Origin of the sequence: Lactiplantibacillus xiangfangensis, from assembly GCF_001438845.1 — a bacterium.
Lineage (GTDB): Bacteria > Bacillota > Bacilli > Lactobacillales > Lactobacillaceae > Lactiplantibacillus > Lactiplantibacillus xiangfangensis.
Genome location: NZ_JQCL01000012.1, coordinates 33,243 through 57,284, shown reverse-complemented (window position 1 = coordinate 57,284; position 24,042 = coordinate 33,243). Strand labels below are relative to the sequence as shown.

Below are 24,042 nucleotides of genomic sequence, written 5' to 3'. Positions count from 1 at the left end.
AGTCTTTTATCGCACGTTTCGACTATAAATATTCGGAGATGCAAAAAAGAGTTTGGGTTTTGTCCCAAACTCCCCTCATTAACCCACTAATTCTTGTAACTAGTCGTCATCAACGCTTGTGCGCTTAACGGCTAATACAATGTCGGCTTTGTGGTTGGCTGGTTTAACCTTTTCCTCAAAGTCTAACCCGGCATCTTTAAATAAGTTCTGAATTTCAGTATTCACTAACGCTAAGTCCCGTGAATCGCCTTTTTGTTGCCGAATGTAGACGACGTATTGATCTGGCAATTCTTCTAGATCATATTCGACATCTTCATCATTTAAAATGACATAAACTAACTTACGTTCCTTGTTCATACGAAAAAGCCCCTTACTATTATTTAATCCCGAATTAGTCGACTGTGGCTAATTAACGGCGTCCCTAATTGCGGCGATGCTAGTTAACTAGTATCGCCGCAATTAAGATGTGATTAACTTTAGTATACCAGTTTTTCGCCAAAACTCGGAACCGGTTTCACTTTTGCAATAATTATTTTCATATTGTGACATTTAATCAGGTGGGAAACGCCCCGACGCATCGCATAACCTCGAAGCACAGATTTTTGCTTTCAACCCTTAAGTATTCAATAAAGAATCACGATTATTCGTAAGCGTTTATTAACTTTTTTCAAAATACCCTTTACCATCCGACCCCACTGATTGGAGTCTGTTATACTGATTGTTAGATTAAGGAAATGGTTAGGCAATTTATGGTGACACTCATGTTTACTATAAATTACTTACAGCCATTAAACGGTTTTTATATTTAGTTAACTCAATTGATTGGGGGGATTAACATTGTATTATCGTGGTGAAGTACTCGACTTTTTAAATCAGTTACTCACGGATGATGACGCACCGCTAATGCGGCTGCGAATCGTCTTTTCAGGCAAAATCGATATCGAACGATTGAAGGCCGCGGTACTCGCCTCGGCGCAAATTGTCCCCGAAATCTTTGGCGGCTACCAAGCCGACCATAACCGCTTCGTAGTCGCAGACGACCAACCAATAAACGAAATTGTTCACGAAGTTCAGAGCCCGTATAGCCCTGAAAATACGGCGTTTGACCTCAACCACGGTCCGCAACTTCAGCTTTTCGTTGTTCATCATGACCAGTACGACGTCTTACAAGCCTTTATGAGCCACTTATTAACTGATAGCACCGGTTTCAAAGAATACCTCTACTTACTAACTCAGGCTTACAACTATGACGACTTAAAGGATTATCAAAACGAACGTCGACTCCAACCAGTCATGACACAATTACAACGCAAGTTTTCCCGGCCACGGCCACACCCTAACTTGGTCACCACCGCCGTTAAACTACCGCACTACCCTGGCATCACCTTACGCCACGGTGGTCACGTGATGTTGAGTAGTAAACAGTTCATGCGCGTGCGGCGCGTAGCAAAGGCTCAAGACGTTGGTATTAGTGAAGCAATCCTAGCTGCGTATGCTAAAGCGCTTCAGGTTTTAACCGGCCACACGACAATTACCTTGCCATGTCCCATCAACTTTCGGCGCTTCGCACCTGAAGTCGAAAAGACGACCCGCATTGCGAACTTAACTAGCAACGTCTTTTTAACGATTAAAATTGACGCGGATGCGCCATTTAGTACTTTGGTCAAACAAGTTCACGATCTTTTGGAGACTGAACGCGAACGGGCCGCCTTCTTGTACCGTCTGACGAATTTGCAAAAAATGAATCACACGATGCCAGTTAGCCTGATGCGTAAAATGACTAAGCACTGGTTGGCACAACGACCGCTGACCTACACGAATTTCGGCGTCATCGATCAACAACGCTTGAAATTCCACGGCTTAACCGTGGTTAATTGCGTCTTTTCTGGGGCCTTTCGAACAACCCCAGCCATGGAAATCGCAGCCAGTACCTTCGCGGGGACTTGCACGCTCAGCTTCAATAGCAGCGGTTCTGAACGCGATTACCAATTATCAATGAAAATCTTGGAAAATATTCAAGCCCAATTACTCGTCTGGGCACAGACCAGTCTGCCATCCCCAGCAACGGGTGATGAAGTGATGCCAGCCAATGGATAAGCAGACTAGCAATCAAAATAGCCATTATCATTAAAGGTAATTCTCTAATGATAATGGCTATTTTGCTGATTTAAATGAGTGCTTCATACTTATTATTTCAATTGATAGAGCCTTCGTACCGATTGTTGTCCTTGTTTCTTAGCCACATCTGGCAGCGTCATTACCGTCAACCGAGACGTCGCTGCTGAATACTGCTTGAAGTTTGGCCGGATCAGCTGGGACGTAACGTCAGAAGCCACTTCAAAGTCAGATAGTCCGACTCGAATTTGCGTCAGCGGTTGAACATTGGTCTGGATGAAGTTATTGAGGAGCCCATCGTATAACCGACACAGACCGCCATCCGTGGCTTGCCAAACGGGCGCAGTCGCCGACCCGGGTGCCAGTTCAAAAGTCAATTCGACCCACGCAGACGTGACCGTAATGCTCGTTGGTTTAATTTGTAATTCACTCAATACTTGGCGCACTTCGTCCAACCGCTGATCGGCATGAAACGCCTGACAGCGGACGGTGAACTGGGGAAACCAGCTAACTGGCTCTCCCGCACACTGGGATTGCTGAATGCGCAACTGCCGTTCAGTTGCGACTAACGATTCTAAACCAAGTTGGTAACACCGTTCATATTGCGCACGTTCCGTTGGTAATGCGGGTACAATGTATTGCTTCATGGTCGTTCCTCCCATCACGTTCAACATCAGGACTTTATTATCGTTAGTGTAACGAGCAATTGGGCCAACGTAAACCGGCCAGTGCCATTTCATTGCTTAATTTTGTCAAAAGTTTCATTTAGTAACGTTTCTAAATTGGAATCCTTCTAATAAGTGTGGTTTAATAAGGTTGAATCTTATAAAGGAGAAACCGCGTCATGGCAGAAGATATGTTAGCACAAGCCTTACAACAATTAAAAGACCACAAGATCAGGGTAACGCCGCAACGGCAAATCATTTTGACCTACTTAGTCACGCACCACAACCACCCTTCAGTTGAAACCATTTACCAGGCTTTAGATACCCAACTGCCGAACCTAAGCTTGGCGACGGTTTATAACACTTTAAAGCTCTTTGTGGATCTAGGAATTGTCATCGAATTGCAAAACGGTGACGCCGGTACCCACTACGACTTCTTCGGACGGCCTCATTACCACGTCGTGTGTGAAAATTGCGGTAAAATTACTGACGTTTTTGAACCCGACCTATCCGGTGTTGAAACTAAGGCAGCCGAATTATCAGGTTACCTCGTGACGGGACATAATATGGAAGTTTACGGGCTATGCCCCGACTGCCAAAAACTTTTACAAGTCACAAAGACTGCGGATCTAAGACGGTTGAACTTAACCCGTAATGAAGCTTAATTAAACGTTGAAGCGGTTAGCTATCGTATTTTAGTTAAAACGTGGATCGGTCGTCACACCTCTGATTGTGTGATAACCCGATCCACGTTTCTTTATTTCAATTAACGTTTCTGACCAAATGCAAAATAGAGCCACGGGCCAATCGGCTGCACAAAGGCCAGTAGTAACCAACCTAGTTTATGCCCACGGCGCACGGACTTCGCTTTTAAAATATCGGTAATCACGATTGCACTAGCCGTCACTTCTAATGCCGCCAGCGGCAAAATCCGTTGAACAACGTGGCGTGAAAGTGGTTTTCGTGATGAGTGGTGTTGACAACAACGTTTAAACATCGTGCAAGCCCCCTTATATTAATTGCACCAAGTATACGCCCAAATCGGTGTAAGCGCTATCTAATTTAGTAGCCGGTCGGTCGCTTGCCGATAAATCGCGTACTGCCAATGGACAGCTGATCAATAATGGCTGACCCTTGTAGTAATTGCCGCTCAACAATCCCGACTTGCCCGTGGTCAATCGTAATAATCTGATAACGACTGCTCTCACGGATACGATGCTGATGCGGATTAATACAATTAACGTCGTAGGAAGCCGAACCGGCAACGACGTTTAAAACGTGGTCACCGATAACGTAGCTCGTCGAGAAATGAACGTGCCCAGTAAACACCCCACCCACGTTATGGCCCCGCAAAACTGAGAGTAGCGCTGGTGTATTTTGTAAAATTGCGTAGTGCATGTTAGTCATCGTTGGTCCGTCTAGCGGATGATGTAAGAACAAAAAGGCCCGCTTCGTCGGCGCTTGCCGCAGATGCTTGCCTAACCATTTTAGCTGTTCCGGGGCTAACCACCCAGCTTCATACCCGCTGACTTTTGAATCCAGAAAATAAAAGTCATTGTTGCCCAACCGCATCCGGTTCGCGTAATAGGGTCCCGGATCAGCGGGTAAATAACCTTCATAGAAGGCTTCCCGACAGTCATGGTTACCCAAGATCACCCGGACATGACAGTTAAATTCTGACTTCATCGTGTGAATAACGGCGTGCAACCGCTGATAATCATCAGCACCACCGTCATGAATCAGGTCACCGGTAAATACAATCAAATCAGGTTGAAACGGCAGTTGCCGGATGTCGTCAATAATCGTTGCCAATTTGACCCAAGGATCGATTTGTTGGTGGTGCACCGATACTTGGCCATGGGGCGTCAAATGTGGATCAGAAATTTGAATCACGTGTAAGCGCTGCATACTAATCACTTCTCTACCTTGCAGATTCACCAAACGGCTACCTATAATATAACTAGCAAACGTAAAGTTTAACCAACCCATCATATAAAAAAATTGTAAATTTCTTGATAGTAGCCCTTTACGCTAAAGTGGCTTATGATGGAATCAAACTTCTTTTCAGAAAATTAATTTAGTAAACGAGGGACCTTATTTGAAAAATATTTTAGTCGGACCGCGCGTCACTTTGGCCGTGCCTCAACCCGAAGACTTTGATGAAATTAGTGATTGGTACACCGACGCCGACTTTATGCGGCGGATGGACACCGCACCCGCACGCCCGCTATCCGGTGAAGACTTGGAACGAACTTACCGTAATTTGGATCGAAATACCGAGTTTTATTTTCACGTCCACAGTTCAGACGACGATCGCTTACTAGGCTTTGTCACGTTATACAATATCGAATGGACAAACCAAATTGCGCAGTTAGCCATCGCGATTGGCGACCCCAGCGATCGCGGTCAAGGTTATGGCACCGAGACGTTAAATCTTATGCTCAATTATGGTTTCAACGAGTTGAACCTTTATAAGGTCTGTTTGGACGTCATCGCAACAAACCAATCCGCCATCGCAGTTTACCAAAATAGCGGCTTTGAATTCGAAGGGACCAACGTACGGGCCGTCATGCGGGACGGGCATCGCTACGATTTATACCACATGGGATTATTTGCAGCCGACTTCCAACCACGCATCACCTTAAAATAATTAATCAGCTCAATTAGTTGCAGCCGCTAGGGTTTGCACTTATAATAGTCGCAGATTGATAGTAAGTGACCAACTGACTGTCAATCCTTAATATTCTTTAGTTTTTAGATTATTAGTGGCGTTGCTGCCATAACGTCGACTAGTGATTATTTTCATTCATGGACTCCCCCAAGTCTTATGAATGGGGTTCATCAAAGCCCCCACTTTGATGTTTCCTACTCCTTGACCACTGCATCCTTGATGTAGTGGCTTTTTTTATTTTCTGACTAAAGGCTGAAAGTTAAATTTAGGGATTGACTACCTGCGAGTTAATCCGGTTATCCGAATCACAATAGTAAGTCTGTTTTAGCGCAGTCGGGTAATCCAGGCATAACTATCCTTACTATTACGGTGTTAATAGCAGTTTTAGACTTTTAGTTTTCTAACTAAAAGTCGATCTCATTCCTGTTATATCAGCGGTACTTGTCTTCAGCAACGCAAGAATTTCAAATTAGAACACGATTTAGCGAAGGCAGCCAGAATTGGTGTGCTGTGTCGGCAAAATTGGCAGACGTGGGGTATCGGCTTTGAATCGAGGTCACAGACCGCAGTGTGGCTGGGACCGTCCCCCATAGCACACCGGTTCTGGCTACCGAGGTGGCTAATAAAAAGGGAAAAAGCAACGGCCCCACCGCTTTTCCCCTCAACGTTTCATGATTGACTAGATCTAACTGGTACAACATCTACTGCTTAGTAAATGCAATGCCACCAAGATTTAATCCTCTTCAATTTCTCCAGCCGAACGACCAACTCGTGCTTGTAGCCATTCCTTAACTTGAATAAGCACCCACGCAATTCCAGCGGTAAATAGCAACAGCATCAACGTTGAAATCATGATGACCAAAATAATTTGTAACCCTTCTGCTTTTAACACGTCCAGCTTCGTCACTAAGGCAATCCCGGATGGAATAAAAATTAAACTAATAATCTGGACGAAGAAGTTGCTCACACCTGCGACGTGTTCCAGCTTAACTACTTTAAAGGTCAGGAGTAAGTACAACATAATCATCCCAATCAACGCGGTCGGCATCGGAAAAGCTGGCCATAACTGACTGGATAAGTTTGACAGCAAGCTACTGGCAAATAAAATCACACCGTAAATCATAATCTGACGAATAAACATTCCTTTTTTCATTCAGTTTCCTCCTAACCTAAGCCAACGAAACTAGCAAATCCCGGTACCATGAAGTTCACTAAAATCCCCGCGATAACAAAAGCAATGGCGCCGGTTGCACCCGCGGCTTCGCTCACTTCAATGGCCTTCGTAGCGCCCACAGCGTTACCCGCAATCCCAAATCCCAAGCCTGCGCCTAGTGGATTCTTATGCAACTTAAACCAGCGAATAAAGTGATCACCCAGGGCGTAAATCAAGACTGAATTCAGAATAACCGCAAAGGCTGCGATCGCCTGATCACCACCGACCGATTCAGCTACCGGTAAGGCAATCGCGGTCGTTGCCGCTTGAACTAACATCGCACCCAAAGCTGCATCGGTTAAGCCTAATAATCGTGAGACGCCATAAATGCCAAACAGAGATAACAACAATCCTATAAACAGGGCAACTAGGATCACGTCCCAGTGTTTTTTGAAGATATCATTACGCTTATATAACGGTACGGCAAACGAGACCGTGGCCGGTGCAACCAACCAGAACAGCCAGTCGCCACCAATCTGGTACGCTTCGTAAACTTTTTGTACAGGTGTCCGTAGAATCGACGCCATCAATACCAATAAACCAATCCCGAGCAGCATTCCAAAAAACAACGGTTGGAATAGTACGAAGCGATTTGTTTTGTGATATAAATACTCGCCAATCCCATAAACTAGGACCGATAGTCCAATCCCAAAAAATGGATTATTGAGAAGATAATTCACACATTTTCCTACTTTCTTTAAGTGTCCATTAGTAACAAAAAAGGCGCCCCATCCGGGTCTAGTCATCATTTTCATGGTGGTTAGGCTCAGAACAGTGCACCAACACGGCTCTAAATTATCATTTTTTAATTATAGCATACTTAAGATTAATTTAATAGTACAATGACACCCATAATTTAATCTACAGTATAAAACATCAAAGCATATGCGCCAATTCCGGCATGGGTCGCAATCACTGCGCTAGTTCTCGCAACCATTAAGTCAGCTTGTGGCGCCACCTTTTTCAACAGGGCTTCCGGTTCATCCGCCACACTAGGATCGCCCACGTAGGAAATTCCGGCCGCTTCGACCCGCGTCGCATCTTGTAACTCCGCTAAGATTCGTTCCTGAGCTTTAATCAGCGCTTTCTTCCCGCGTCCACGGGTATAAAGTTTCAGCTTACCTTCAGCCAATTCGAAAACGAACTTCAGCTTAATCAAATTCGTCACAACGCCAGCTAATTTCGGCACCCGACCACCCTTAACCAGGTTGTCCAAAGTATCGACAAATAGGTAGGTCTTAGTGTGTTCACGAATAACCGTGATTTTGGCTAAAATTGTGTCTAAGGTGGCACCGGCATGCGCCATTCGTGCCGCCGTCAAAACTTGAAAGGCCATCCCGCGATCCGCACTCTGCGTATCGATCACCGTCACGTCCCCATCGCATAGTTCAGCCGCTTGTCGGGCCGCGTTAACGGTCCCGCTCAACGTCTCCGTTAGATGAAGTGATAAGACTTGGCTACCATCCGCAGTCAACGCGTCGTAAATGCTGACAAAGTTGCCGATCGGTGGTTGGCTGGTTGTGGGTAAACTGGGACTGACCCGCATTTGTTGGTCAAATTGGGCGGGGTCAACGGCCGTATCAGCAATCAAATCGCTCCCAAACCCGACTAATAATGGTACGACTGCAATGTTATATTGTTCAATTTCTGCTGCGGTCAGACGCACCGCAGAATCGGTCACGATTTTTATGCTCATAAGGAATCCCGCTTTCAACGAATTTGAGACTTATTATAGCATCGTCAATTTGGGGGAAGCTGAAACCCGCGGTAAATCAGCGTTCTGTACACCGATTAGTTGCCTGTATGTCGTAAATCGATTATAAACTTTGTAAAAGCGTGTGCTACGCAACCAAAAATCATTTTTTCAAATGAAAATCACGTTTTTACTATTTTGACATCACATTTCCTTCACGACCGCTCGTTATACTGTATTTATATTTATAGTCATTAAGGAACTTCCCATTCCTTAACGACCCCTAACTTCAATTCATTACCTCCCCAAGCAATGAATAGATGTGTGTGTATACTTAAATATTTACTTTCCCTTTTCCTCCGTATTCCCCGTACGGAGGTTTTTTGTTGGTATTTTTTCAGCCCAAAATTTAATTGTGAAATTATTTACATGTAGATAGTCCACAGTGTCTTGGCAATAACTTTGGTGCTTTTCACCGTTAAAGCGCTTCCAATTTTAAGTTATGATAGACCTTGTTAAGGAGGGTGAAATGATTCCCGCCCATAAGAGTCGACTTTTATAAAACTATCACAACTAATTTTGGAGGAGGTATTACGATGAAAGATTTTAAAAACAAAGTAATGTTCATTACGGGTGCGGCCCATGGTTTTGGCCAAGTGATCGCAGAAGGCGGTGCCAAGCGCGGCATGCGCTTAGCTCTCGTTGATATTGACGGTCCCGCCCTGGAGAAAACCTACAAAACCATTACTGATGATTTAGGCGCCGAAGCGATTATGGTGACCGCCGACGTTACGGTTGAAGATAACGTGGACAATGCCATTCAACAAACCATGGACAAGTTCGGCCAGATTGATTTACTAATCAACAACGCCGGTATCGCCCTTCCCGGCCGGATTTGGGAATTACCAAGCCGCGATTGGGAATGGATCATGCATATTAACTTGATGAGTCAGGTTTACGCCATGCAACGTGTCATTCCAATCATGTTGAAGCAAAAGACCCATGGCGACATTTTAAACGTTGCCTCCATTGCCGGCTTAGTCGACACCCCCGGGATGCCGTCATATCACGCTAGCAAGTTTGCCTCAGTTGGGATGACCGAAGCGACGGCTTACGACTTGCAACGGATCAAAGCTGACATTGACATGCACGTGATGTGCCCTGGCTTCGTTCAAACCGATTTGTACCATACCGAAAATCACCGGCCAGAACAATACAGTGACCCAAGTGATCCATACTATCAAAGCGAAGCTTACTTAAAGGGACAACAATTTGCGAAGTACGTTATCACCAACGGTAAACCAATCGACACGATCGAAGAGACCGTCTTTAAAGCCTTGGAAGATAACCGCTTCTACATTTTGACCCACCCAGAATTCAACCCATTAATTAGCGACCGGGTCAACCGGATCGTCAACGATGGCAAACCAGACGTCCACATTATGGACGGCATCATGTAACGTAGTCATTCAAAAGGAGTGTTTATTATGGCATTTGTAGTAAGTAACGATGATGTAAAGAACTTCTTAAAGTCACCTAGCATGAATGATCAAGAAGGGATTGGCTTCGCATACGCAACCGATCCAGCAACGTTAGCTAGCCTCATTCCCGCACCACTCAAATTAGTTGCGCCCGTTGTTTGCGGCTACGTTGTTCACATGGGCAAACCAACCTTTGGCGGCCCATACCTTGAACAAAGCTTGTTCGCATTAGTTAGCTACAAAGATAAGATGATGGGCGCTTACCCATTGACCTTATTGCTCCACGGCCCTGGTGCTGAAAGTGGTGTAATTGCTGGCCGTGAAGGCGCTGGTATTCCTAAGAAACTCGCCGACGCCATCGAATTACGGCGGACCGACGACGGCGCATACGCAACCGTTGACCGTCACGGCAAGACCTTAATGAAGGTTTCATGGGACGCGGGCGAACTCAACGATCCGTCAATCATGAAGCAGTTTGCTGGCCAATTAGCTTTAGGTAAAGAAGCTGAAATGAACAGTTTCTTCTACAAGTATGATATTGACCAACATGATGACGGGACTAACCACTTTGAAAATGTCCAACTTGTTGCCACCCAACTCCGTTCACTCTGTGACCAAGTTGAACCAGGCCACTTAGACATTGAAATGCATTCAACCCCTGACGATCCATTGGGCGAATTGAAAGTATTGAAGCCATTAGGTGCCGCTTGGTTCCACATGGATACATCGGTTATGTTCAATACGTTGAAACTCGACACGGTCGATGCCGACGTCACCATGCCGAAACTATTAACGGGCCGCTACGACCGGGGCTTCTTTAACCAGAAAGACACGACGTATATCATTTAACGATTAACTTTTTGAAAGGAAGGTTCAACTATGTCAGAAACCACTAAAGAATTAGTAAATAACGACTTATCCGACGTGATGTTTAACCGTCACTCGGTTCGGGCCTTTGACCCTAGTGTTAAAATCAACCGCGATGAATTGCAAACAATGATTTCGGAAGCAGCCACCGCACCATCCGCATGCAACTTACAATCATGGCACTTCGTCGTCATCGATACCCCTGAAGCTAAAGAAAAATTCAAAAAAGCTGTGATGAAATTCAACTATCCACAAGTGGACAGCGCTTCAGCCATCGTCTTCATCGCCGGCGATACCCAGTCACACTTGGTTTACCGCGACGTTTGGAACAAAGTTTACAAGGCTGGTAACATCACTAAGGAACGCTTGGATCAAATTCTAGGCACGTTCTTACCACTTTATGAAAATGCCACCCCAGACTTCTTAAAGTTTGACGCAACGATTGATTGCTCAACCGTCGGGATGCAATTACTCTTAGTTGCACGGGCCCACGGTTACGACGCCAACGCCTTCTCTGGGATTGACTTCGAAAAGATGATTCCAACCTTAGGCTTAGATCCAAAGCGCTACGTTCCCGTTATGGGGGTCGCAATTGGGAAAGCTGCTAAAGAGCCACTTCACACAACGCGTTACGATTCTAAAACTCAGACAGACTTCCTTTAAATTTTAATTCCTAGTTTTAACAAAAGCACCTGCTGAACAACTTTGTTCATGCAGGTGCTTTTGTCGCTTTTACTCAACCTACCCGTCTTTACAAAAGCGCTTTCATTCTTTATCATTAAGTTGAACTTATAGACTGACATATGGGGGATACGTCGTCATGAAATTAAAATCATTACTTAAAAAAATTGCCTTAGAATTTGAATTATCGACCACCATGTCATTGGATCACCATAATCCAGAAATTAAGCGGGCTGCCTTTTCCGATCCCCAGTTTGACCACAAATCAAACTGCTTGTATTTGCGTCCTAATGACGATTACGATGTTCAACTGAGTTGTTGGGAACACCAGCAGGAAATCGTTATTGGGTCCATTAAACTTGGCGCGCACTCGACAACAACGATTGCCCTTCAAAGCCAGTTGCTGAAACTCTTGATCCAAATCGGCCAGTCACTAGGCCCAACGGATAAACTGCAGGCTGATATCAACACGTTAGCGATCAACGCCATCACCGCCGACTTTGACACCACGTTACAGGCCGTAGTCAACTTATTGCAAAATCCAGTGGCCATCATCGACCTCAATGGTCAAATCTTATCCCGTTCACATACCACGAATATTAACGGTCCCAGTATCCACGCCGCAATTGAAAATAATAAGATTGCCCGTTGGTTACTAGAACACGGCTTTGCCCCGGACAACCCTAATTTTTTGACTCAGGTCTACATGGTTAACGACGATCTCGCCGCGGGACCCATGTTGATTACCCCGTTAGCCAATGCACATGAACCCATCGGCTATTTGGTCATGACCACTATGAAAACACCGTTAAACGACGTCCAAGCCCTATTGATCAACCAAATTGGTCAGGTGATTGCCGGCTCCGTCGTTAAGAATCAAATCATGCCGACCTCGGAGTCTCAGCGCGACCAACTCTTAAACATGCTGCTAACTGAACGCCAGAGTACCACCTTCGCAGCGCAATTCGAAGAACAACGGGCCGTTTTACCGGATGCCATGGTGCTCATTAAATGTGACCCACTGACTAACCAGTCGGCTCATATCCTCCAGCAGCGCCTGCAATACTTACTGGTGCCCCACTTCAAGCAAGTGCTCGTTTCAACGTTTAAACAGCAATGTTTCGCCCTAATTTCCATCAGCCTGGTGAATTATAACAGTCCCAAGTTTAAGACCACCTTACACCGAATTACCAAACAAGCCGACTGCCGCCTCATCGTTTCGCAGCACTACGTTAACCCGGAGGACACGTTCGCCGCTTACACCGTTTGTAACCGAACTGACCGGCTTAAGACGTACCGGGGCCGACTCGTCTTTTGTGAAGACCAATTTTACAACCTTGCCTTTGACCGGGTGAATCACATTGAAATCTTACCCTTCTTTATTAATCCGGCGCTACAAGAATTACTTGCCTACGACGCTAAAAACAACACCGCTTTAGTCGCCACCCTGGACGGTTATTTATGTGCCACCTGTAACCTGACGCAAACGGCTAAAAATTTGTACATCCATCCGAATACGTTACGTAATCGCTTGAGCCACATCACGGCACTCACCGGTTGTGACCTGCATGACGCGGAGACCTGTTTCAAACTAGCTTCGAGTTTCAAGTTACAACGCTTCTTAGTCAGCAACAACTACAGTCCAACCAATACACTACCTACCAACGATCCACAACCGCATCAACGGCGCGCGGACGAAACTAAATTTTAAAACGTAAAAAAGCTGCCCAGACTTCTGAGCAGCTTTTTTACGCAAGCCCCTCAAGCTATCTTGGGCCCCACTTTTATTATTTATCAACTGATCGCAATAATTCTAAGTCCTTAGCATCCACAAAGAACGTCACTTGTCCGGTTTCCAAATCAACCTTTGCCTTCACTTCCACACCCTTTGGAAAGATCCAGCTACTGCCAGAATCTAGCTTTAACGGCATGTTTCCATACGTTAGCGTCCGATAAGTCTTTTCCATTCGTGCTTACCCCTAACTTTAAATGCGTGTCACTTCTAGACAACCGCATTATACCGAGCCAATTCGTTAGTTAACAGAAAAAACACTTTTGACTTTCTAAACTTGGTAACTGCAAATCAAATCTGATAAAATATCGATTAACAATCAAACGACCCAGGAGGAATTAATTTGTTCTATTCATTTTTTGATCCAACCTATTTTTTAGTCATCATCGGACTGCTCATTTCCATGGCGGCGTCCGGTTACGTTAACCGCACGTTCCGGCATTTTGACAACTACCGTAGCCAGTCCAACTATTCTGGTAGTGACGCCGCCCGCTTTATTTTGGCGCAGTCCGGTATTAATAACGTCGGCGTCCAAAAAATCAGCGGTGACTTGACTGATAACTACAACGGTCAGACAAAAGTTCTCAGCTTATCTGAAGCGACCGCGGATTCCACGTCCGTTGCCGCCATCGGGGTCGCCGCTCACGAATGCGGGCACGCCGTTCAAGATCACGTGAACTATTGGCCAATGCGCTTACGGTCCGCCATCGTTCCAGTTGCTAACTTTGGCTCAACCCTTTCACTACCAATTATCATCGTCGGGGTACTGCTAAGTTACAATCAGACCATCATTCACATCGGGATCTTCCTATTTTCTTTAGCGCTACTGTTCCAATTAGTCACGTTACCCGTTGAATTTAACGCATCCCGCCGAGCCTTGCAGATTCTATCTGACGGTCAAGTGCTCACCCGCGACGAAATTCCGATGGTGCGCAAAGTACTCGTTGCAGCAGCCCTCACCTACGTTGCTGCCGCACTATCAACGTTCTTACAATTATTGCGGCTGATCCTGCTCTTCGGTGGAAACCGGGATGATAATTAACCGCACTGATGAAGATGCTTAATTTTTACTTATTACTTTTTTCATTACATTGAACTGATTCGTTCACACATTCTTCACACGACCTCGGTATGATAGCATCATAGCAATTGAGGTTAACTCAATCAGCTATAACACAACCTAAAATTTTTCATTTACTCCTCCAAAGTAATGAAATTCATAGTGGCATGTGATTCCCCGTCACATGTCTACCCTACTCCTTTTTCCACCGTATTCCCCGATACGGTGGTTTTTTTACATTCCTATTTTCATACAGTTATGTACATTGCTGTGAATAAATGGTATCGTTATTGAAAGCAACTCGCATTACTTTCATTTTACGGAGGACTTAAGCATGTTAAGAACCATCATCGTGGTGCTTTCAGGCTGGGCACTTATCGCGTTAACGGCGTGTGGACACACCGCTTCAACGCACCCCGCTAATCACCACGACGACGCACCCACGGCACGCACCGCACCTCGCAAACGCGTTCCCGGTGTCACACGAACGAATTTTGATCGGATTCAATTAGCAATTGAACCCGACGACTATGCCAGTACCATCGAGCAAGTCCACGCGCTCCTCGGTCAACCGAGCCAGACTAATAACGTGACCACCGTCGCACAACGTTCACTTAAAACCTACGTCTGGAAGCATCCGGACACTAGTTTAGAAGGCGCCATCATCAGCGTGAGTTTTCATGACGGTATTGCGGTCACGGTCAAAGTGCTGGTAAATACATCAGTTTTGGGTGGCAAGACCGCCGCGACTACCTTGGCTGGATCGACCGCGTCATTAAGCACAGCGGTCCACGGACTCAAATCGTGCTCTTCGGGGTCAGCATGGGTGGGGCCACCGTCGAAATGATGAGCGGTGAACAGTTACCCGAACAAGTTAAAGCCATCATCGCCGACTGCGGCTATACTAGCATTGAAGAGGAACTCGCCTACTTGCTTAAACGCCAGTTCCACTTACCGAAGTATCCCTTCGTCCCAATCGTTAGTTTTATTAACCGTCACCGCATGGGTTACTTTTTGAGCGACGTAAGTTCCGTTGAACAGCTTCGCCATAACGACCGACCGATTTTCTTCATTCACGGTGAAAAGGACGTTTACGTCCCTAGCTGGATGTTGAAAAAGAACTACCAGGCGGCTGGCGGGCCCAAATCCATGTGGCAAGTACCAGACGCTACTCATGCGGAGAGTTTTTGGATTGATCCCGCGACCTACCAAAAACACGTTGCGGCCTTTCTCGACCAATATTTATCTGCTAGAGTGTGACAAAAGGTGGTTAATTTGCGAGCATTAACATGGCATCCGTGATTATTTCTGGGTTTGGAATAGTCACGAATGCCGGGTTAAGCGGAACAAACTATCTTTTGTCACACGTTGCGACCATAATAAAAGTCCGCTCGGAAATATTTCTGAACGGACTTTTATTTAATTTAGTTTTAATAAACCACCTTAACGCGGGCCATACCAATTAATACACTGGCACCACCCATCACAACTGCAAAGATTAGTAACGTTCGTAACTGTGGCCAACTGAAAAATGTTTGCCAGTACGAAGCGGAATCTAACCAAGCGTTACTTAAGGAATCGATCATCTGAAACAAGACGACCGTCACTAACGTTTGTCGTTGTGACTTCTTTAAAACGGCCTTAATCGCACCTTGATACTGTTTAGTCGTGACTTCAATATCACTTAAATGCAGCTTGTAGATGGCCCAACTCAGATAGCCCCACGCCACTAAGCAGACGCCCAAATTGGTGAACTGCCAAATAACCAGGCTCGTGTTAACGCCAACCATCCCCGCCAAAAAGGACACTCCAAGACCACTTAACAATAAATAAGCCATGAGACCAACCGTGATATGATGCCCCGCACGGTCAAGAACGTGTTGTTCATACTCATCAAGCGTTCGATCGAGCCCGTAAAACCATTTTATGAGTCGTTGTGACCACGTGCTTTTTTCCATCATGATTTCCCCCCGTCCGTCCAACTATTCCTTTGTGTCGGCTTCCAGCCAAAATAACGTGTTTAGGTCCGTATTTAGTACACGGGCCAAGTTCAAACATAATGCCAATGAGGGATTATACTTGTCATTTTCAATCATGTTAATCGTCTGACGCGCCACCCCGATGGCTTCTGCCAGCCCCATTTGTGATAAATGGGCCCGTTGGCGGTATTCTTTGACCCGGTTCATTCAGTCCAGTTCCTTTCAATGTAAACTATATGTGACACTCTTTACTGACTAAATTAAGCTATTTAGGCTGTGTTGTCAACTATATTAGACAAAAACGGTCGCACTAATTTTTAAACGGGATGCGTGATCAGACGTGCTAAACGATCGGCCGTCCGGGCTAAGTTCTCAGGCCCCTGTTTCAACGCTGCTTTCAGTGTCATCACTTGATCCACAATCGGTAACACCGCAGTCACCCCTTGTTTTGCAAAGGTTGCCCCCGCCCCTTTTTGCCGACCAACTAGCAAGTAGCAGTTTTTCCCCGCAGCTTGCGCTAGGTGGCTGATTTGAATCGGCACTTTTCCCATAAAGCTCTGGTCATCAACCTGACCTTCACCGGAAATCACGAAGTCCGCTTGTTGCACGCGGGTTTCCAGTTGACTCAGCTCAGCAATCAATTCAAAAACAGATTGGACCTGGGCGTGTAAAAAGTACCGGAGCGCAAACCCGATTCCGCCGGCAGCCCCGTCCGCTGGATGATCACTGACGGCGCCAGTCGCAGTGCGCATATAGTGCGCCATCGCCTGATCATAGGACGCCACTTGGTTTGATGCCAATCCCTTTTGAGGGCCAAAAATTCGGGCTGCCCCTAATTTTCCAGTCAGCGGATTGGTCACATCAGCGGCACTTACAAACGTCACTTGCCGCAATGCCGGTAACATTTGACTAGTATCGACACGGCTCACACGGCCAAGGTCGGCGCCAACCATCGACAACGGTTGGTCCGTCGCATCGAAGAAACGTACCCCTAACGCGCGCAAAATTCCGGCACCACCGTCAACCGTTCCACTGCCACCAAGGCCCAAAATCACTTTGGTCGCCCCGCGTTCGACGGCCGCTTTGATCAACAACCCAGTCCCGTAAGTATTCGTGTTAGCCGGATTCAATCCCGACGTCAAAAATTGAATTCCCGAGGCCGCCGCCACCTCAATCACGGCAAGCTGTTGGGCTGCAAAATAACCGTAAGTCGCTTCAATCGGACGCTGGGCCAAATCGACCGTTTCAACGTCAACGGCTTGTCCACCCGGTTGGTTTGCCAAAAAGGCCGCCACCGTTCCTTCACCGCCGTCAGCGATTGCGACCTGACTAGCAGTAACCCCGTACTTAGCCAACTGGTCCGCCACGGTCTGATTAGCTACCATACTGGTCATAGAATTCTTAAACGAATCAATTGCAATTAATGCGTGCATGCCAATACCCTCTTTATTTATTAAGACGATTAGTTAAAAGTCTTTTGTCTTTAAACCTTAGTTATTTTCAGTATAAGCGTCTATAATCATCGACACAATCCGCGCCATGCTTTACTCACGCCCCTAGAACACGTATGCTTGTCGAGAAGACACTTACTAAGGAGAACAACATGTTAACAATTAATTACCAAGCAACATCACTCCAATTTGAAACTGATCCGGAGGTCTTTTCCCCAAGCGGCTTAGACCTTGGGACCGAATCCATGATGGAACAGCTTCACACTAAGGATGGGCTCCGCGTTTTAGACCTCGGTTGCGGATTCGGCTTTGTCGGCATCTACCTTGCCACTCAGTACCCCCACGACCGGGTAACCATGGTCGACGTCGATCAAAACGCCGTCGGACTGTCCAAGATGAACGCCCAACGTAACCACGTCACCCCAACGATTTTACAAAGTAACGGTTTTGAAAAGCTCACTGGTCAGACCTTTGACCTCATCCTGTCAAACCCGCCCTATCACACCGATTTTGCGATCGCAAAGGGCTTCATCGAAAATGCCCAGCATCAATTAAGTATGGGCGGACACATGTACATGGTTACCAAGCGGCGCACTTGGTATGAAAATAAGCTCAAGAGCACCTTTGGAAATGTTGAAGTCACCGAATTAAACGGTTACTACGTGTTTTACGCTGAAAAACGGCCGTTTGAAAAGCAAAAGCAGAACCAGGCTAAGGAACATACCTTATCGAAAAAATTACAACGTAAATATGAACGCCAACCTAAGCGTCGCCACCGCACAAAGTAAAAACGGTCGTGCAAACGGATACAAAAACAGTTATGATTAAAGTAATCTCAAATCAAGTGGGGGTATTTTTACATGGAAGCACTTAAAATGATTCAATCCCGGAAAGCCATTCGGGAATTCAGTGGTCAGATTTCTGACGAACAATTACAAACGATTTTAAAGGCTGGAAATGCCGGTGCCGTAGGGATGAGCCAGTTCGAAAACTACCGCATCATTGCCGTTCAAAAACCAGCAATCATTTCACAATTAAACGGCCTGCACGGTGCGCCAACAGCTATCATCGTCGCAGCTAGTGCTGCTTCAACTATGGAAGCCGTCTCTGCCGGTGTTATCGTGCATAACATGGAACTCGCTGCCGAAGACCTTGGTTTGGGTGCTAACTATAACATGGCTAGCCTCGGTTCAATTCCAGCTGATATTTTACCAGCCGGCTTCAAGCCTTTGATCGTCCTTACCCTTGGCCAAACGACCGAAACATTCACACCACGGGATCTCCCAGATGATCGGATTCAAAAAGAAATTATTAAATAAGTAACCGAACACCAATTAAGACAAAACCGGAGTACTAATTGCCAATCAATGGCAGTTAGTACTCCGGTTTTTAGTTTTTTATGTTATGACTTAATCATCTAAGCCCAAACGCTTAAAGATATCGTCCACGTGCCGTAAGTGGTAATGGTAATCAAACGCATCGTCGATCGCCGCTTGGTCTAAGTGTTTACGAATCTCTTCGTTACCTTCAACTAACGGCTTGAAGTGGAGTTGTTCATCCCACGCCTTCGCAGTCAATGGTTGAACCAAGTCGTACGCTGATTCACGGGACATGCCCGTATCGATCAACTTCAAAAGTACCCGTTGGCTGTAAATTAAGCCGTACGTTGCATCCATATTTTGCTTCATTCGTTCTGGGAATACCGTCAACGTTGAAACAATTTTATTGATACGTGTCAAAATGTAATCAATTAAAATGGTGGAATCTGGCAAGATAATTCGTTCAGCGGAAGAATGTGAAATATCACGTTCGTGCCATAACGGAACATCTTCATACGCGGTCATCATGTGGCCCCGTAAAACTCGTGCCAACCCAGTAACGTTTTCTGAACCGATTGGGTTCCGCTTATGTGGCATTGCGGAGGACCCTTTTTGCCCCTTGTTGAAGAACTCTTCAACTTCGTGCGTTTCGGATTTTTGTAATCCCCGAATTTCGGTCGCAATCACTTCAACGCTCGTTGCCATCAAAGCAATGGTGGCAATGTATTCCGCGTGCAAATCACGTGGTAATACTTGCGTTGAAATTTCCTGCGCACGAATCCCCAACTTGTCACAAACAAATTGTTCAACAAATGGTGGAATATTGGCGAAAGTACCAACCGCACCACTGATTTTACCCGCTTCAACGCCCGCTGCCGCGTGGTCAAACCGTTCGATATTGCGATTGATTTCAGAGTACCAACGCGCTAATTTAAGCCCAAAGGTCGTTGGTTCCGCATGAACCCCGTGTGTCCGGCCCATTTCAACGGTATATTTATATTTTTTAGCCTGTTGTGCTAGTGTTGCGCGTAAATCCTGTAAGTCCTGACGAATAATTGCGTTTGCTTGCTTTAAACGGTAGCCTTGCGCCGTGTCAACCACATCGGTACTAGTTAAGCCGTAGTGGACCCATTTACGTTCGTCCCCTAATGATTCGGAAACGTCCCGGGTAAACGCCACGACATCGTGATGCGTCACGGATTCAATTTCGGCGATCCGGTCAACGTCAAACTTAGCGTTGTCCCGAATTTTTGCAACATCTTCGGCCGGAATCTTTCCTAAGGCTGCCCAAGCTTCATCCGCAGCAATTTCTACTTCTAACCAAGCTTGATACTGGTTTTCTAGCGACCATACTTTGTCCATCTCAGGACGCGTATAACGATCAATCATTGCAAATCCTCATTTCTATTCACTTATTCACTAACAAAACACGAACATTATTATATCACACTCCTTCAGTTATTGGTAGGGACGAACAATGAAAACATTTACTTATTTTTCGTTAGTTACGTCATAAAACCGCTTATATTTCAGTAAACCCGTCGTAACTATGAACATTAAAAAGAACTCTAAACAAGAACATTCGGTTTTAAAGTTGCGTTTTGATATAAAAATTGCTATACTCATTCCTGTTGGAGTGGTGAACGTTTCACTGCTCTTTGCTATTGAACATTCATAATTAAACTATTTTAATGAGGTGGAAAACATGGCATCAGTCGTAGTAGTAGGTAGCCAATGGGGCGATGAAGGTAAAGGAAAGATCACGGACTTTTTAAGTCAGGAAGCAGATGTGGTATCACGTTACCAAGGCGGCGACAACGCTGGCCACACCATCGTATTTAATGGTAAGACTTTTAAATTACGGCTGATTCCATCGGGGATCTTTTTCCACGACAAGCTTGCCGTAATTGGTAACGGCGTCGTTTTAAACCCTAAGTCGTTAGTTGAAGAATTACAGTATCTTCGTGACAACGATGTTAACCCGGATAACCTCCGGATTTCTAACCGTGCGCACGTCATCTTGCCTTACCATATCGTTTTAGATGGTGCCCAAGAAAAGTCTAAAGCTAGCGGTAAGATTGGAACGACCAACAAAGGAATCGGCCCAGCTTACATGGACAAGGCTGAACGGATTGGGATTCGTATCGCAGATTTATTAGATAAGGATACTTTTGCCGCACTCTTGAAGCGGAACTTAGCAGAAAAGAACCAGATTATTACCAAACTTTACGATCTGGAACCACTTAAATTTGATGATATTTTTGAAGAATACTACGAATACGGTCAAACTTTGAAGCCGTTCGTGACCGACACTTCCGTTGTCATTAACGACGCCCTCGATAATGGCAAACGTGTCCTCTTCGAAGGTGCCCAAGGCGTCATGCTCGATATCGACCAAGGGACTTACCCTTACGTCACTTCTTCAAACCCCGTTGCCGGTGGCGTGACTATCGGGAGCGGCGTTGGTCCTTCTAAGATCGACAATTGTGTCGGTGTCTTAAAGGCCTATACTTCTCGGGTTGGTGACGGTCCTTTCCCAACTGAATTATTTGACGAAGTCGGCAACTTCATTCGGGAAACGGCTCATGAATACGGCACCGTTACAAAGCGGCCTCGCCGGATTGGTTGGTTTGACAGTGTCGTACTTCGCCATGCCAAACGCGTTTCTGGTTTAACTCACCTGAGCTTAAACTGCCTAGACGTTTTAACCGGCTTAAAGACGATCAAGATCTGTACCGCCTATGATTTAAACGGCGAGACCATTTACCACTACCCTGCTAGCTTGAAAGAATTGGAAGCTTGCAAACCCGTTTACGACGAACTACCTGGTTGGGACGAAGACATTACTGGTGTGAAGACGTTAGCCGAATTACCAGAAAATGCGCGTAACTACTTAAAGCGGATCGAAGAACTCGTTGGCGTTAAGATTGCAACCTTCTCAGTTGGCCCTGACCGTGAACAAACTAACGTGATCGACCACGATATCTGGAACTAATCAAGGGAGTGTTCGTTTATGGCAATGGAGATTTTTGATTACGATGATATTCAATTAATTCCGAATAAGTGTGTGATTAATAGTCGTTCGGAAGCTGATACAACGGTCAAATTGGGCGACCGAAGCTTTAAAATTCCGGTGGTTCCCGCTAATATGGCAACCGTTATTAATGAAGACCTCGCCAAATGGCTGGCTAGTCACGATTACTTCTACACCATGCACCGCTTCGCCCCCGAAACTCGGCGGGCCTTTGTGGAAAGTATGCACGCGGACAACTTGTTTGCCTCGATTTCCGTCGGGGTCAAGCCGTCCGAATACGATTTTATTGATGAACTGGCCATGCACGATGCCGTTCCTGAATACATCACGATTGACATCGCCCACGGTCACGCCGACAGCGTGATTGAAATGATCAAGCACATCAAAAAGGTCTTACCCGCCAGCTTCGTTATCGCTGGTAACGTTGCGACGCCGGCAGCCGTTCGTGACTTGGAAAACGCCGGTGCCGATGCGACCAAGGTCGGCGTCGGTCCTGGTAAGGCCTGCATCACGAAGATCAAAACCGGTTTTGGTACCGGGGGCTGGCAGTTAGCGGCCGTTCGTTGGTGTGCCAAGGCGGCCAGAAAACCCATCATTGCGGATGGCGGTGTCCGGACTAACGGTGACATTGCAAAATCCATTCGGTTTGGTGCGACCATGGTCATGATTGGCTCAATGTTAGCTGGTCATCAAGAATCACCTGGTAACGTTATTAAGATTGACGGTAAGACTTACAAACAGTATTACGGTTCAGCGAGTGAGACCCAAAAAGGGGAACACAAAAACGTTGAAGGTAAGCAAATGTTAGTCCCTTACCGTGGACACTTGGCAGATACTTTAAATGAAATGCAAGAAGACTTACAGTCCGCCATTTCATACGCCGGTGGTCGGGATCTCAAGGCGATTACGAAGTGTGATTACGTCATCGTTAGAAATTCAATTTATAACGGCGATTCACTTTAATGTACAAACTCAAATAACGGATCAGAAATAGCCAATATTTCTGATCCGTTATTTTTTATCATTATGTTTCATTTTTTTGACCTCCCACAGTTTGCCCTGACAATCACAATGAAAGCGGTTATAATTAAGCTATATCACTAATCGAGGTAAGCACTTATGGAACATAATCGAGTTTTACGCCTGGAACACGGCATTAATTTCCGTGAGCTGGGTGGTTACGAGAACGCAGCCGGTAAGACCCTCAAGTGGCAGAAACTGCTTCGTTGTGGCGGCATGTCCCTCCTAACCAAATCAGATTTAGCCTATTTAGATCAATACGGTCTCCGTTATGACATCGACTTGCGCCAGGAAGCCGAGGCTCAAATGTCACCGGACCGGTATCCTAAACACACTAAGTACCTTAATACCTCCGTTTACCCGTTCGCAGATAATCGTCGGTTCGATCGGCGCGTCAAGCGCTTGATAAAACGGCTCGTGGTCGACGATTCTTTTAACGCGCAAACTTACGCACAGATGGTTACTGATAGTCATCCCGTTAAAGTCTGGCAACAGTTTTTCGCCACTTTACTGGCTAATACCGAACCGAATCAATCAGTCCTATTTCACTGTGCGGCTGGCAAGGACCGGACCGGCGTAGCGGGGGCCCTCATTATGACGGCGCTGGACGTACCGCGTGAGACGATTATGCAAGACTACCTACTCACCAACGCCGTCTTCATGGCCGCTGACAGTATGGATACTGATACGATCATCACTAAAGCCAACGCGGGTGACCTCGCAAGTCAGTTCAACGTGGCGATGTCCGTTGAAGCGGACAACTTAAAAATGGTTTTCCAGGTATTCGACGACCTCTACGGCGGCGGCATGGGCTATTTGCACAACGTCCTCGGCCTATCGATTGCTGACATCAACGACCTAAAGGAACTTTATTTGGAAGCATAACCAGCCGGACTAGGTTATAAATGATTAATTCAGCTTGCGTGTTAATCCAATAATGCTCAAGTCTACCGCTCACCTTTCAACCTTAAACAAGCTATCAAAAAAAGAGCGTCCTATTA

At 45.9% G+C, this 24,042-nt stretch carries 25 protein-coding genes and 1 pseudogene; 14 read left to right on the top strand and 12 right to left on the bottom strand.

Annotated features, from left to right (window positions below; genetic code table 11):
* Positions 1–99: 99 nt before the first annotated feature.
* Positions 100–357: a hypothetical protein gene (locus tag IV64_RS01410; RefSeq protein WP_057705377.1), complete on the bottom strand. Its 258-nt coding sequence runs from the start codon at positions 355–357 to the stop codon at positions 100–102.
* Between the two features lie 480 nt (positions 358–837).
* Between IV64_RS01410 and IV64_RS01405 the strand changes: the two genes are divergently transcribed.
* A complete protein-coding gene (locus IV64_RS01405) occupies positions 838–2,097 on the top strand; it encodes a hypothetical protein (RefSeq protein WP_057705376.1) in 1,260 nt (419 codons plus the stop codon).
* A gap of 92 nt (positions 2,098–2,189) precedes the next feature.
* On the opposite strand, the gene IV64_RS01400 is transcribed toward IV64_RS01405, so the two are convergent.
* The gene (locus IV64_RS01400; protein ID WP_057705375.1) at positions 2,190–2,762 is read right to left on the bottom strand and encodes a hypothetical protein; all 573 of its coding nucleotides are present in this window, start codon (positions 2,760–2,762) and stop codon (positions 2,190–2,192) included.
* A 197-nt stretch (positions 2,763–2,959) separates the two neighbouring features.
* On the opposite strand from IV64_RS01400, the gene IV64_RS01395 reads away from it, so the two are divergent.
* Positions 2,960–3,445, top strand: a complete 486-nt coding sequence (locus IV64_RS01395; RefSeq protein WP_057705374.1) for a Fur family transcriptional regulator — start codon at positions 2,960–2,962, stop codon at positions 3,443–3,445.
* A gap of 101 nt (positions 3,446–3,546) precedes the next feature.
* On the opposite strand, the gene IV64_RS01390 is transcribed toward IV64_RS01395, so the two are convergent.
* Together IV64_RS01390 and IV64_RS01385 are read right to left on the bottom strand one after the other, a co-directional pair.
* On the bottom strand, positions 3,547–3,777 hold the full coding sequence (locus IV64_RS01390; RefSeq protein WP_057705373.1) for a PLD nuclease N-terminal domain-containing protein: 231 nt from the start codon (positions 3,775–3,777) through the stop codon (positions 3,547–3,549).
* Positions 3,778–3,842: 65 nt separating this feature from the next.
* Positions 3,843–4,688 (bottom strand): metallophosphoesterase family protein, encoded by an 846-nt coding sequence (locus IV64_RS01385; protein WP_057705372.1) that lies wholly within the window; start codon positions 4,686–4,688, stop codon positions 3,843–3,845.
* 190 nt (positions 4,689–4,878) lie between these two features.
* On the opposite strand from IV64_RS01385, the gene IV64_RS01380 reads away from it, so the two are divergent.
* Entirely contained in the window at positions 4,879–5,430 is a 552-nt protein-coding gene (locus IV64_RS01380) for a GNAT family N-acetyltransferase (RefSeq protein WP_157060971.1), read from the top strand.
* Positions 5,431–6,184: 754 nt separating this feature from the next.
* Here the strand turns inward: IV64_RS01380 and IV64_RS01375 are convergent.
* From IV64_RS01375 to IV64_RS01365, 3 genes are all read right to left on the bottom strand, one after another.
* The gene (locus IV64_RS01375) at positions 6,185–6,604 is read right to left on the bottom strand and encodes a CidA/LrgA family protein (protein WP_057705371.1); all 420 of its coding nucleotides are present in this window, start codon (positions 6,602–6,604) and stop codon (positions 6,185–6,187) included.
* Positions 6,605–6,615: 11 nt separating this feature from the next.
* Positions 6,616–7,344 carry an LrgB family protein gene (locus tag IV64_RS01370; RefSeq protein WP_057705370.1) on the bottom strand — a complete coding sequence of 243 codons (729 nt, stop codon included), beginning with the start codon at positions 7,342–7,344 and terminating at the stop codon, positions 6,616–6,618.
* A gap of 176 nt (positions 7,345–7,520) precedes the next feature.
* Entirely contained in the window at positions 7,521–8,360 is an 840-nt protein-coding gene (locus IV64_RS01365; RefSeq protein WP_057705369.1) for a DegV family protein, read from the bottom strand.
* A gap of 593 nt (positions 8,361–8,953) precedes the next feature.
* Here IV64_RS01365 and IV64_RS01360 point away from each other — a divergent pair.
* The 4 genes from IV64_RS01360 to IV64_RS01345 all read left to right on the top strand — a co-directional run bounded on the left by IV64_RS01360 (position 8,954) and on the right by IV64_RS01345 (position 13,097).
* Complete coding sequence (locus IV64_RS01360) at positions 8,954–9,817, top strand: SDR family NAD(P)-dependent oxidoreductase (RefSeq protein ID WP_057705368.1); 864 nt, start codon at positions 8,954–8,956, stop codon at positions 9,815–9,817.
* A gap of 24 nt (positions 9,818–9,841) precedes the next feature.
* Complete coding sequence (locus tag IV64_RS01355; RefSeq protein ID WP_057705398.1) at positions 9,842–10,687, top strand: acetoacetate decarboxylase family protein; 846 nt, start codon at positions 9,842–9,844, stop codon at positions 10,685–10,687.
* A 30-nt stretch (positions 10,688–10,717) separates the two neighbouring features.
* Positions 10,718–11,368 carry a nitroreductase family protein gene (locus IV64_RS01350; RefSeq protein ID WP_057705367.1) on the top strand — a complete coding sequence of 217 codons (651 nt, stop codon included), beginning with the start codon at positions 10,718–10,720 and terminating at the stop codon, positions 11,366–11,368.
* A gap of 157 nt (positions 11,369–11,525) precedes the next feature.
* Positions 11,526–13,097, top strand: a complete 1,572-nt coding sequence (locus tag IV64_RS01345; RefSeq protein ID WP_057705366.1) for a helix-turn-helix domain-containing protein — start codon at positions 11,526–11,528, stop codon at positions 13,095–13,097.
* A 76-nt stretch (positions 13,098–13,173) separates the two neighbouring features.
* On the opposite strand, the gene IV64_RS01340 is transcribed toward IV64_RS01345, so the two are convergent.
* The gene (locus tag IV64_RS01340; RefSeq protein ID WP_057705365.1) at positions 13,174–13,353 is read right to left on the bottom strand and encodes a hypothetical protein; all 180 of its coding nucleotides are present in this window, start codon (positions 13,351–13,353) and stop codon (positions 13,174–13,176) included.
* 168 nt (positions 13,354–13,521) lie between these two features.
* On the opposite strand from IV64_RS01340, the gene IV64_RS01335 reads away from it, so the two are divergent.
* Both IV64_RS01335 and IV64_RS01330 read left to right on the top strand, forming a co-directional pair.
* Positions 13,522–14,220 (top strand): zinc metallopeptidase, encoded by a 699-nt coding sequence (locus IV64_RS01335; RefSeq protein WP_057705364.1) that lies wholly within the window; start codon positions 13,522–13,524, stop codon positions 14,218–14,220.
* Positions 14,221–14,931: 711 nt separating this feature from the next.
* A pseudogene (locus IV64_RS01330) lies at positions 14,932–15,498 on the top strand (alpha/beta hydrolase); the annotation flags it as partial.
* Positions 15,499–15,668: 170 nt separating this feature from the next.
* Here IV64_RS01330 and IV64_RS01325 read toward each other — a convergent pair.
* The 3 genes from IV64_RS01325 to IV64_RS01315 form a co-directional block, all read right to left on the bottom strand.
* Entirely contained in the window at positions 15,669–16,196 is a 528-nt protein-coding gene (locus tag IV64_RS01325) for a DUF3278 domain-containing protein (RefSeq protein ID WP_057705363.1), read from the bottom strand.
* 24 nt (positions 16,197–16,220) lie between these two features.
* Complete coding sequence (locus IV64_RS01320; protein WP_057705362.1) at positions 16,221–16,424, bottom strand: helix-turn-helix transcriptional regulator; 204 nt, start codon at positions 16,422–16,424, stop codon at positions 16,221–16,223.
* A gap of 110 nt (positions 16,425–16,534) precedes the next feature.
* Entirely contained in the window at positions 16,535–17,650 is a 1,116-nt protein-coding gene (locus IV64_RS01315; protein ID WP_057705361.1) for a glycerate kinase, read from the bottom strand.
* A 170-nt stretch (positions 17,651–17,820) separates the two neighbouring features.
* On the opposite strand from IV64_RS01315, the gene IV64_RS01310 reads away from it, so the two are divergent.
* Together IV64_RS01310 and IV64_RS01305 are read left to right on the top strand one after the other, a co-directional pair.
* Positions 17,821–18,456 (top strand): class I SAM-dependent methyltransferase, encoded by a 636-nt coding sequence (locus IV64_RS01310; RefSeq protein ID WP_057705360.1) that lies wholly within the window; start codon positions 17,821–17,823, stop codon positions 18,454–18,456.
* A 72-nt stretch (positions 18,457–18,528) separates the two neighbouring features.
* Positions 18,529–18,987 (top strand): nitroreductase family protein, encoded by a 459-nt coding sequence (locus IV64_RS01305; protein WP_057705359.1) that lies wholly within the window; start codon positions 18,529–18,531, stop codon positions 18,985–18,987.
* A 90-nt stretch (positions 18,988–19,077) separates the two neighbouring features.
* Here the strand turns inward: IV64_RS01305 and purB are convergent, their stop codons facing one another.
* Complete coding sequence (gene purB, locus IV64_RS01300) at positions 19,078–20,376, bottom strand: adenylosuccinate lyase (RefSeq protein WP_057705358.1); 1,299 nt, start codon at positions 20,374–20,376, stop codon at positions 19,078–19,080.
* A gap of 316 nt (positions 20,377–20,692) precedes the next feature.
* On the opposite strand from purB, the gene IV64_RS01295 reads away from it, so the two are divergent.
* From IV64_RS01295 to IV64_RS01285, 3 genes are all read left to right on the top strand, one after another.
* Positions 20,693–21,982 carry an adenylosuccinate synthase gene (locus IV64_RS01295; protein ID WP_057705357.1) on the top strand — a complete coding sequence of 430 codons (1,290 nt, stop codon included), beginning with the start codon at positions 20,693–20,695 and terminating at the stop codon, positions 21,980–21,982.
* A 24-nt stretch (positions 21,983–22,006) separates the two neighbouring features.
* Complete coding sequence (locus IV64_RS01290) at positions 22,007–22,984, top strand: GMP reductase (RefSeq protein WP_057705397.1); 978 nt, start codon at positions 22,007–22,009, stop codon at positions 22,982–22,984.
* A gap of 156 nt (positions 22,985–23,140) precedes the next feature.
* A complete protein-coding gene (locus tag IV64_RS01285; protein WP_057705356.1) occupies positions 23,141–23,926 on the top strand; it encodes a tyrosine-protein phosphatase in 786 nt (261 codons plus the stop codon).
* The last annotated feature ends 116 nt before the right edge of the window (positions 23,927–24,042 follow it).

Coding starts and splice junctions, on each gene's coding strand:
- IV64_RS01410 (WP_057705377.1), bottom strand. CDS start 357: ATGAACAAGGAACGTAAGTTAGTTTATGTCATTTTAAATGATGAAGAT.
- IV64_RS01400 (WP_057705375.1), bottom strand. CDS start 2,762: ATGAAGCAATACATTGTACCCGCATTACCAACGGAACGTGCGCAATAT.
- IV64_RS01395 (WP_057705374.1), top strand. CDS start 2,960: ATGGCAGAAGATATGTTAGCACAAGCCTTACAACAATTAAAAGACCAC.
- IV64_RS01390 (WP_057705373.1), bottom strand. CDS start 3,777: ATGTTTAAACGTTGTTGTCAACACCACTCATCACGAAAACCACTTTCA.
- IV64_RS01385 (WP_057705372.1), bottom strand. CDS start 4,688: ATGCAGCGCTTACACGTGATTCAAATTTCTGATCCACATTTGACGCCC.
- IV64_RS01375 (WP_057705371.1), bottom strand. CDS start 6,604: ATGAAAAAAGGAATGTTTATTCGTCAGATTATGATTTACGGTGTGATT.
- IV64_RS01365 (WP_057705369.1), bottom strand. CDS start 8,360: ATGAGCATAAAAATCGTGACCGATTCTGCGGTGCGTCTGACCGCAGCA.
- IV64_RS01360 (WP_057705368.1), top strand. CDS start 8,954: ATGAAAGATTTTAAAAACAAAGTAATGTTCATTACGGGTGCGGCCCAT.
- IV64_RS01350 (WP_057705367.1), top strand. CDS start 10,718: ATGTCAGAAACCACTAAAGAATTAGTAAATAACGACTTATCCGACGTG.
- IV64_RS01345 (WP_057705366.1), top strand. CDS start 11,526: ATGAAATTAAAATCATTACTTAAAAAAATTGCCTTAGAATTTGAATTA.
- IV64_RS01340 (WP_057705365.1), bottom strand. CDS start 13,353: ATGGAAAAGACTTATCGGACGCTAACGTATGGAAACATGCCGTTAAAG.
- IV64_RS01325 (WP_057705363.1), bottom strand. CDS start 16,196: ATGGAAAAAAGCACGTGGTCACAACGACTCATAAAATGGTTTTACGGG.
- IV64_RS01320 (WP_057705362.1), bottom strand. CDS start 16,424: ATGAACCGGGTCAAAGAATACCGCCAACGGGCCCATTTATCACAAATG.
- IV64_RS01315 (WP_057705361.1), bottom strand. CDS start 17,650: ATGCACGCATTAATTGCAATTGATTCGTTTAAGAATTCTATGACCAGT.
- IV64_RS01310 (WP_057705360.1), top strand. CDS start 17,821: ATGTTAACAATTAATTACCAAGCAACATCACTCCAATTTGAAACTGAT.
- IV64_RS01305 (WP_057705359.1), top strand. CDS start 18,529: ATGGAAGCACTTAAAATGATTCAATCCCGGAAAGCCATTCGGGAATTC.
- purB (WP_057705358.1), bottom strand. CDS start 20,376: ATGATTGATCGTTATACGCGTCCTGAGATGGACAAAGTATGGTCGCTA.
- IV64_RS01295 (WP_057705357.1), top strand. CDS start 20,693: ATGGCATCAGTCGTAGTAGTAGGTAGCCAATGGGGCGATGAAGGTAAA.
- IV64_RS01290 (WP_057705397.1), top strand. CDS start 22,007: ATGGAGATTTTTGATTACGATGATATTCAATTAATTCCGAATAAGTGT.
- IV64_RS01285 (WP_057705356.1), top strand. CDS start 23,141: ATGGAACATAATCGAGTTTTACGCCTGGAACACGGCATTAATTTCCGT.